Genomic DNA, 9,450 nt, shown 5'->3' on the forward strand with positions numbered 1-9,450 from the left:
AATGCAAGTAAATGATTTTAAGAATATACAAGAAGCTATAAAATATGAAGTGTTACAAGATGAAAAAGAATATTTAAAACTCTTAAAGGTTGTAGGTAACAATCAAAAATATGATTTTTCTAGCCAACTAAGTATATATAACAAAGAACCTGAAGCTAGAGCTTGTGCGACTTTTGAAATGTGGAAAAAATATTTTGGCAGAGTTGTTATGAGAGGTCAAAAGGGCATTCCAATTTTAGTTGGAAGTGATATAAACAAAAAAGTTTCATATATTTTTGATATTAGTCAGACCACATCAATGGATAGGAATATTAATGAGGTTAGCTTATGGCAATTTGACCACGAAAACCATAACGAGGCTTTAAAAGAAATAATAAATAATTCTTCATTTGAAGCTAGTGATTCACTCAATGAAAATATATTTTCTTTGAGTCGAATTTATGGAGATGAATATATTAACTTGGCTCTTGCTGATTTAAGGATAGATATAGAGGATAGACTTAGTTTTGAAAAGTTTATGAGGGACTCAATATCCTATGCGGTAGCTAATAGGTTTAATACAGCCTACCCTATGGATATGGAAAATTTAAAAAATAATTTTTCTAGGATTAATACAATTTCTTTAGAGCAGATAGGTCTTGTAATATCAAGGGTTAGTGAAGATATTATAGATAGAACAATAGAAAAATCTAAGGAAATGGATCGAGCTAGGCTGCTGACAGAAAGGGCTGGTGGCGACTATAATAGAGATATAGAAAATATAAATGAAGATAGAGGAGGTCAAGATGATTTATATAGACGAGATGATAGGTCAAGAAGTAGAGATGGACGAGTTTTCACAGATGGAAGCGACAGAGGAAATAGCGATGAAGATCGAAGAGAAAACCTTGGACATGATGGAGAAGGATCTGGAATTTATGGAGAGATATCCGAATCCGACATACGCAGTTCTAAGACTGTCTTACCTAGTAGGGAGCGAGGACATGGAGAACTGGAAGAAACTTCAGGAAATGTACGAGGAGAAAACACTTTTGAACCATCTGAAAGAAATTCAGAATCAGGCAGTGGACTTTATCAAGAGAGAGAAAGTCAAGATGATGAAAGCACAAGGATTGACAGAGAAGATGATGAGAGAGAATCCAGAGGAATATCAAGGACAGATGAACAACTTGATGGCAACAGTGAAGAAAATGGCAATCAAGGAATACGTAGAAGCTTAGAAAATGAAATAAGCCAAGAAAAGGAAGCTGATGAAGCTTCTTTTTTTGATAGCAAAACCACTGAAAACAGAAAAGATTACTGGATTGTAGAATTTAATGAAAACCACGAATTAGTTCCCGATTATAGTGCGCAGATAGTAACCAAAGAATTAATAAATGTCCTAAGACAAAAGGATATTGATGTTAAATACCATAATCAAACTCTTGGAGAAAATGAATTTAGAGAAATGACTGATGATTATATCGGATATTTCAAATTCTATTTTGACCACTATGTAGACGGCGAAGTTGTCGAGCATTATAGGATTGACCTTGGTGATGGTGAAGAAGTAAATGAGCGTGAATTTTCATATTTAGAAGAACAAGTTGCATTAAGTGAGGAAAAATCATTACAAGAAGAAGTTAAGGAAAAGATAGAGCCTAAGTTTAAGATAGGTGATCAGGTTAGATATAAGTATAAAGACTTTACTATTACAGATTTTGATGAACTAAGTGGAGGACTTAAAACTGTAACTATCAGAGATAATATGGAATATATGGGAGGTATGATTAGGGGTTCGGAAGTAATTCCATATAGAAACGATTCATACCTTGAAGAAATCTTTGAAAATCTAAGTCAAACATCAGAAAAACTAGCAGTAAAAGTTGGAAAAGAATTTATTTTAGAAAATGAGAATGCTTTTCGTGGAATTAACTTAATTGAAACAGAAACTAAAGTAGAAGTTAATGGAGAAGAATTTTCTTTATATAAGGGCGAAACATTTGAAGAAAGTAGAAAGATTGATGACCTTTTAGATAGTGGAAATTATGAGATATACAAATTACCTGAGCATGAAAATCAAATTGAAAGACAAGTAGAACAAGAAAGCTTTATTGATAACTACAATCCCGAAATTGACCAAATGATGGATAGGTATGATGTCCCAAGGGAAGCAGCCGAAAACTTATTGAGGGGTAAAGAGGATTTAAAAAATCTAGGCTATGAACCTAATAAGGAAAAGCTAAGTTTTGCTAGAAATTATGACTTGAAAAATCATATCTACTCAGAATACCTTACACCATCAGAAAAGCTAGATAAAAATATAAAAGCTATTAAAATGCTAAAAAGACTTGAAAATGAAAATAGGAGTCCAAGAGAATATGAACAAGCCTATCTTGCTGATTATCTAGGCTGGGGTGGTCTTGCCGATGTCTTTGATGAAGAAAAGGGAGGACAATGGCTTGAAGCAAGAAATATTTTAAAAGAAAATCTAACAAATGAAGAGTATTTGAATGCTAAAGAGTCCACTCTTACATCATTTTATACACCTAGAGAGGTAATGGATGGAATATATAAGACCCTAACAGATATGGGTTTTAAGACTGGGAACATCCTTGAACCATCTGCAGGAGTAGGTAATTTCATTGGTAATATGCCAAGTGAAATACAAGGCTCTAAAGTCTATGGAGTAGAAAAAGATAGTCTAAGCGGAAGAATAGCAAGAGAACTTTATCCTGAAGCTAACATTCAAATTAAAGGCTTTGAAGAAACAAACTTCTCAAATAATTTCTTTGACTTGGTAATAGGAAATGTTCCCTTTGGAGATTTTAAAGTTAACGATCGTGAATATAACAGAAATAACTTTCTGATTCACGATTATTTTTTTGCAAAGTCAATAGATAAGGTAAGAAATGGAGGAATTATCGCCTTCATAACTTCATCTGGAACTATGGATAAAAAAGATGAATCTGTTAGAAAATATATTAATGCAAGATGTGAATTTTTAGGAGCTATGAGGCTACCTAATACAACATTTAAAGGACTTGCTGGTACAGAAGTTACTTCAGATATTATTTTCTTAAAGAAGAGAGATTCAGTTATAGAAAGAGATGATGATTGGATACACCTATCAACTGATAAAAAGGGTTTGACCTATAATAAATACTTTGTAGATAATCCTCAAATGGTATTAGGGGATATGAAAGAAGTATCTGGAAGATTTGGAAATACAATTACTTGTGATGAAAAAGAAGACGAAAATCTAAAGGATTTAATGGATCTTGCAAGTAAGGAAATATCTTCAAATTCAAAATATGAAGAAGTCGAGCTATTGGAAGATGAAGAATTAAGTCTTCCAGCAACAGATGATGTTAAGAATTTTTCCTATACCATCATTGATGAAGAAGTCTACCTAAGAGAAAACTCAGTATTAATTAAGCAGAATATATCAGATAAAAATAAAGAAAAGATAAAAGATTATCTTGATGTAATGAATGCTTTAAAAGATGTAATAGAAAAGCAAAAGGACGATTTTTCAGACGAAGAAATAGAAGAGTCACAAGCAAAGTTAAATGAGGTCTATGATAACTTTTCAAAGAAACATGGCTTTATTAATTCCTTATCAAACACTAGAGCCTTAAAGGAAGACTCAAACTTTTCTTTGGTTTCATCAATAGAAATACTTGATGATGAGGATAATTTCAAAGCTAAGAGTGATATATTCTCAAAAAGAACAATAACAAAGGCAAAGGTAGTAGACCATGTAGATACTTCTCTTGAAGCTTTAGTTTTATCAGTTTCACAAAAAGGATATGTAGATTTTGAATATATGGAATCTATCACTAATAAAGATAGCGATACTTTAATTGGTGAGCTTGAGGGCGAGATTTTTTTAGATATTAAGGACACAGACCTAATAAATAACAGAATGCCCTTTGAAAACTTTAATAATGACGATCCCTTTCACTTTTCATATGTATCGGCTGATGAGTATCTAAGTGGCAATATTAGAGAAAAGATTGGTTATCTCAATTCATATATAGGAGAAATTGAAAATGTAATAGATTTAGCACCTTCTGAAAAGAAAGATACATTATTAAACGAGTTAGGCAAGCTCAAATATCAAAGAGAAAAATTACAAGAAGTTATGCCTGAAGAACTCACTGCTTCTGATATAAATGTAAGGTTAGGAGCAACTTGGATACCTCAAAAAGATATAGAAGACTTTACTTTTAATCTTTTAAAAACGCCAGGTTATGATAGGTGGAATATAAATGTTAGGTTTTCGCCACATACAAGTGAATGGAATATTGAAGGTAAAAGTGTTGACTCGACTAATGACCTTGCTAACATGACTTATGGTACAAGTAGGGTAAATGCCTATAAGCTAATTGAAAATGCTCTTAATCTAAAAGATACAAAGGTATTTGATCAAGTAATAAATGATGATGGGTCTAAGACTTCTGTATTAAACAAAAAAGAAACTATGCTTGCAAGTCAGAAGCAAGAACTGATTAAAGAAGAATTTAAGAATTGGATATTTGAAGATCCTGATAGAAGATATAGGTTAGAAAAAATTTATAATGAAAAATTTAACTCAATTAGAAATAGAGAATTTGATGGTTCTAACTTAACTTTTGATGGAATGAATACAGAAATCAGACTTCGAGAGCATCAAAAAAACGCCATAGCAAGAACTCTTTATGGTGGAAATACACTACTTGCCCATGTAGTAGGAGCAGGAAAAACTTTTGAAATGGTAGCTTCTGCTATGGAATCTAAAAAGTTAGGACTTGCAAGTAAATCATTATTTGTAGTTCCTAACCATCTAACTACTCAAATTGGTAGGGAGTTTATGCAATTATATCCGTCAGCAAACATTATGGTGGCCGATAAAAAAGACTTTCAACCGAAAAATAGAAAAAGATTTATTGGAAGGATTGCAACAGGAGAATATGACGCAGTCATCATAGGACACTCTCAATTTGAAAAAATACCAATGTCTAAGGAATACCAAGTTAGACATATACAAGACCAAATAGACGATATAGTTTCCTTTATTGATGAGAATAAAAGAAATAGAGGGGAAAATTTCACAGTAAAACAACTGGAAAAGACAAAGAAGAAGCTTTTGGTAAGACTGGAAAAACTAAATGATGATTTTAAAAAAGATGATGTAATAACCTTTGAAGAGCTAGGAGTAGATAAGTTATTTATAGACGAAGCTCATAATTACAAAAACCTATTTTTGCATACAAAGATGAGAAATGTTGCGGGTATCGGTCAGAGTGAAGCCTTTAAGTCTTCGGATATGTATATGAAATGTAGGTATATGGATGAAATGACAGATGGTAAGGGAGTTGTATTTGCTACTGGTACACCAATATCAAATTCAATGACAGAGCTTTATACAATGCAAAGATACCTTCAATATGACGATTTAAAAACAAGAGGATTAGAACATTTTGATGCCTGGGCTTCTACTTTTGGAGAAACAGAAAACACATTTGAATTATCTCCAGAAGGCACTGGATATAGGCAAAAGACAAGATTTTCAAAGTTTTATAACTTGCCAGAACTGATGAGCATGTTTAAAGAAGTAGCAGATATAAAGACTTCAGATATGTTAAATTTGCCAGTGCCAGAAGCAAATTTTGAAGTTATTAAAACAAAACCTACTGAGGAACAAAAAGAAATATTAGAAGCTATTTCAGAAAGAGCAGACGCAGTTAGAAACAACCAAGTCGAACCAACAGAAGATAACATGCTAAAGATTACAAATGATGGTAAAAAACTTGCCCTTGACCAAAGATTAATAAATCCATTACTTCCAGATGATCCTAATTCAAAGGTAAATGTATGTGTTAAAAATATCTTTTCAATCTGGGATAAGACAAAAGAAGATTCATCGACTCAATTAGTATTTTCGGATATGTCCACACCAAAAGGAGATGGAGAATTTAATATTTATGATGATATTAGAAATAAGCTAGTGAATATGGGAATACCTAAAGAAGAAATAGCCTTTATCCACGAAGCAGATACAGACAAACAAAAAGATGAACTATTCTCCAAGGTAAGAAGAGGAGAAGTAAGAGTATTATTAGGCTCTACACAAAAAATGGGAGCAGGTACAAATGTACAAAATAAACTAATAGCTTTACACGATTTAGACGTCCCTTGGAGACCGTCTGACCTAGAGCAAAGAAGTGGTAGAATTGTTCGTCAGGGTAATGAAAATGATAAGGTAAATATCTTTAGATATGTAACAGAGAATACATTTGATTCTTATTTGTGGCAGACGATAGAGAATAAGCAAAAATTCATTTCTCAAATTATGACATCAAAAACTCCAGTAAGAGTTGCAGAAGATGTCGATGAAGCAAGTCTATCATACTCAGAAATTAAAGCTTTAGCTACTGGTAATCCTTTAATAAAAGAAAAAATGGATTTAGATAACGAAGTTACAAAATTAAAAATGCTTGAAGCAAACTATAAGTCTAATAAATACAAGCTTGAAGATAAGGTAAATAAAATTTATCCTCAAAGTATTTTAAAAACTGAAATGGAAATACAAGCAGTTAAAGAAGATATTGCAAGTGTTGAGAAATTAGGAGAAGGAGATAGCAAATTTACTTCAATCAGTCTTGGTGGAAATAAAATTTTAGATAAGAAAGAAGCTGGAGAGAAGCTATTAGAAGAAATAAAAAAGGTAAAGATAAATGATAGCAAGGTTATTGGTAAATATAGAAATTTAGACTTACAAGTTTCATATAACTTTATGACAAATACCCACACTTTTAAACTTCTGGGAAAAGCAGAATACTTCGGAGAGTTTTCAAACTCTACTGATGGCAATATAACAAGACTTGATAATGCAATTGAAAAAATGCCTGCAAGACTTGAAAGATTAAATCAAAACCTTGAAAACTATAAAGAATCTTTAGAAAATGCCAAAGTAGAATTAACTAAACCATTTGAAAAAGCAGATGAGTTAAGGGATAAGACACTAAGACTATCTGAAATTAATAAACTTTTAGATATGGGAGAAGTAGAAGAATTAGAAAACCAATCACCACTATTAGAAGATTTAAAGAGGGCGATAGTCGATTATTCTAATTATGAGTTTTCAGAATCTAATAGCTATGAAGACTTCGACAAACTATACCCTGATTTAAGTCATATAGGACTTGCCTATACAGAAACACCTGATGGTAAGCATTCGATTCAATATGAGGTAAATTTGGAAGAAAAAACATGGACTCAGTATGTAGATAATGTAGCTATTAGAACAGAATCTTTTGTAGAAGAAGATATATCTAATTCACAAGCTCTTAAAGATATGACTGAAGCCATAAAGATGTCAAGTTTTGACGATCTGGTATCAGTAGATGAAGAAGATTTAAAACAAGCTTTAGGCTTAGAAATAGATGATGATGGAAACTTCTATGATCCACTTGCAAAAGATCTTGATAATGACGGAATACCAGATAGGTATGACAATGATTTTAAAGATAGTGATTACTTTGAATCAACTTATGATGTAGAGGATAATCTTCACGCAAGGGAAGAGAAACCATCAATATTGGGACAAATATCAAAATTCAAATCAGAAGAAGAAAAAGATAAAAACCAAGAAAAAAGTGAAAAAGGACAAGAACGATAAAGGAGAGCGTAAGGCTCTCCTTATTTAGTACAAGGAGGAAATTATGGAATACAAAGATATTAGAGAAAACTTAGAAGAAATGATGAATGATAATTACAAGGATTTTATAAAAGCACTTGTAAGCATAGAAAAAGGCGTTAATGATGAAAAGGCACTTGAAGATGTCTATGTTTTATATATGAACAATAACACAACAGGTTTACTAAGTGATGACTTTGACTATATGATTGATGATATGAAAGAACAAGGTAAGATTGTTGAAAATTCCAACGAACTTGAAGAAAAAGACGACCTCATAAATCTCGTGGGCAATATAGCTGGAAAAGTAGAAAATCTTGAACGAGAAAATGCTAATGGAGAAAAGTTCAAAGTAAGCAACTTTTCAATTGTTTCAAAAGATGACGATGGAAATAAAATTTATACGAATTGTTCAGCCTATGGAGATAAGACAAAAGATTTAGAAAACCTAAAACAAGGAGATTTTGTTAAAATATTTGGTCAAGTAAAAACAAGCATTGATAACAACGGAAAGGAACATAAGAATGTCCGTATTTTGTCTTCTAAGCTCTTAAAAGCAAAAGAACAAGTAAAGAGTCAAGATAAAGATAAAAAGTCCATATTAGGGCAAATAAAAAGCTTTAAGACAGACGATAAAACTAAATCAAACAAGAAAGACCATAGCAAAGGTGCAGAGAGGTAAATATCGGCAGTCTTCGGACTGCCTTTATTTTTTTGCTCATTTAAAGTGATATATCAAGTAATAGAAAATAACTTATAGCTAATGTTATAATTAAATTAAAGAGGAGGTTTCTATACACAAAATTTTACACAGTCTTTTATCCGATTATATCTTTTTACCTCTCCACTTCCTTTCCATAATAATTCTCATAGTTTTTCCTATATTGAACAAGGTCAGAAAATTGTTCTTTATTCAAAGAATACTCTTGCATAAGGGTGTTCTTTTTTTCTTGCAATTTATCGAGGTTTGCTAGTATTTCTTTTGTGTTTGGTAGTTTTTTATAGTTTTCTAAAATTTCTTTAGCAGCTATTTTGTAGACGGAAAGTTCACTATAATATTCTTCTGCAAATTGTTTATCATCAGGATTTTTCTTATGGTATTTATAGATTTCACGATACTTATTTATAGTATTTATATTTTCCATATCTTGGGATAAACTCTTCATTTCACTTTCAATTTTCTTTATTTTATCTAATAAGTCTTGTCTATCATCAGCAGATTTTTTGATCAGATCATCGAGTTGGGTAATGGAATTAATGCCTTGTTCTCTTAATATTATTATTGAATCTGCCATTGTTTTGATATTGTGTTTTCTTGCCCAAACTTCATAGCCTTTAGAGGACTGAGCTTTTTCATTAGTAGATATATCAATGACATTTCCTACACGCTTTTTAATAGGATTAGCTTTATTTTTAATTGCTAAATCTATTCTTTCTTTGAGTTTTCCCTCAGTATAATCTTCTCCGATAGTCTTTGCTCTTGTAAATCTTTGCTTATCTTTATGACGAAAAGCAATATGTTTACCAAACTTAATTTCATAATCAAGAGACTTCATATTTTCTAAGAACTCTTCCCACGATTTAGACTTATTAATCATTCTATCTATATCAAATTGCAGTTTAGACTTCCAAGAATTTCCTTTCTTGTTTAGGTCATATTCGTACCAAGATTTACCAGCAGTTTTATATTTTCTTTTGTAAGCTTCATAGTATTCATCAATGACTGAAAGCTTATTTTCTTTACATAATTCGTCACTTTGATACCTGATTTTGTGGTAAGATTTTTT

General features: G+C 31.6%; 3 protein-coding genes. 2 read left to right on the forward strand and 1 reads right to left on the reverse strand.

Annotated elements, in window-relative coordinates; translation table 11 throughout:
* Nucleotide 1: 1 nt before the first annotated feature.
* Both GKF99_RS08190 and GKF99_RS08195 read left to right on the forward strand, forming a co-directional pair.
* The gene (locus GKF99_RS08190; RefSeq protein ID WP_154273116.1) at nt 2–7,645 is read left to right on the forward strand and encodes a helicase-related protein; all 7,644 of its coding nucleotides are present in this window, start codon (nt 2–4) and stop codon (nt 7,643–7,645) included.
* Nucleotides 7,646–7,688: 43 nt separating this feature from the next.
* Entirely contained in the window at nt 7,689–8,345 is a 657-nt protein-coding gene (locus GKF99_RS08195; RefSeq protein ID WP_154273117.1) for a DNA-binding protein, read from the forward strand.
* Nucleotides 8,346–8,499: 154 nt separating this feature from the next.
* Here GKF99_RS08195 and GKF99_RS08200 read toward each other — a convergent pair.
* Nucleotides 8,500–9,450: relaxase/mobilization nuclease domain-containing protein (locus tag GKF99_RS08200; protein WP_154273118.1), on the reverse strand; the 951-nt coding region annotated here is incomplete at its 5' end.

The sequence above is a fragment of the Finegoldia sp. BIOML-A2 genome (assembly GCF_009678315.1).
In the GTDB taxonomy this organism is placed as follows: Bacteria; Bacillota; Clostridia; order Tissierellales; family Peptoniphilaceae; genus Finegoldia; species Finegoldia magna.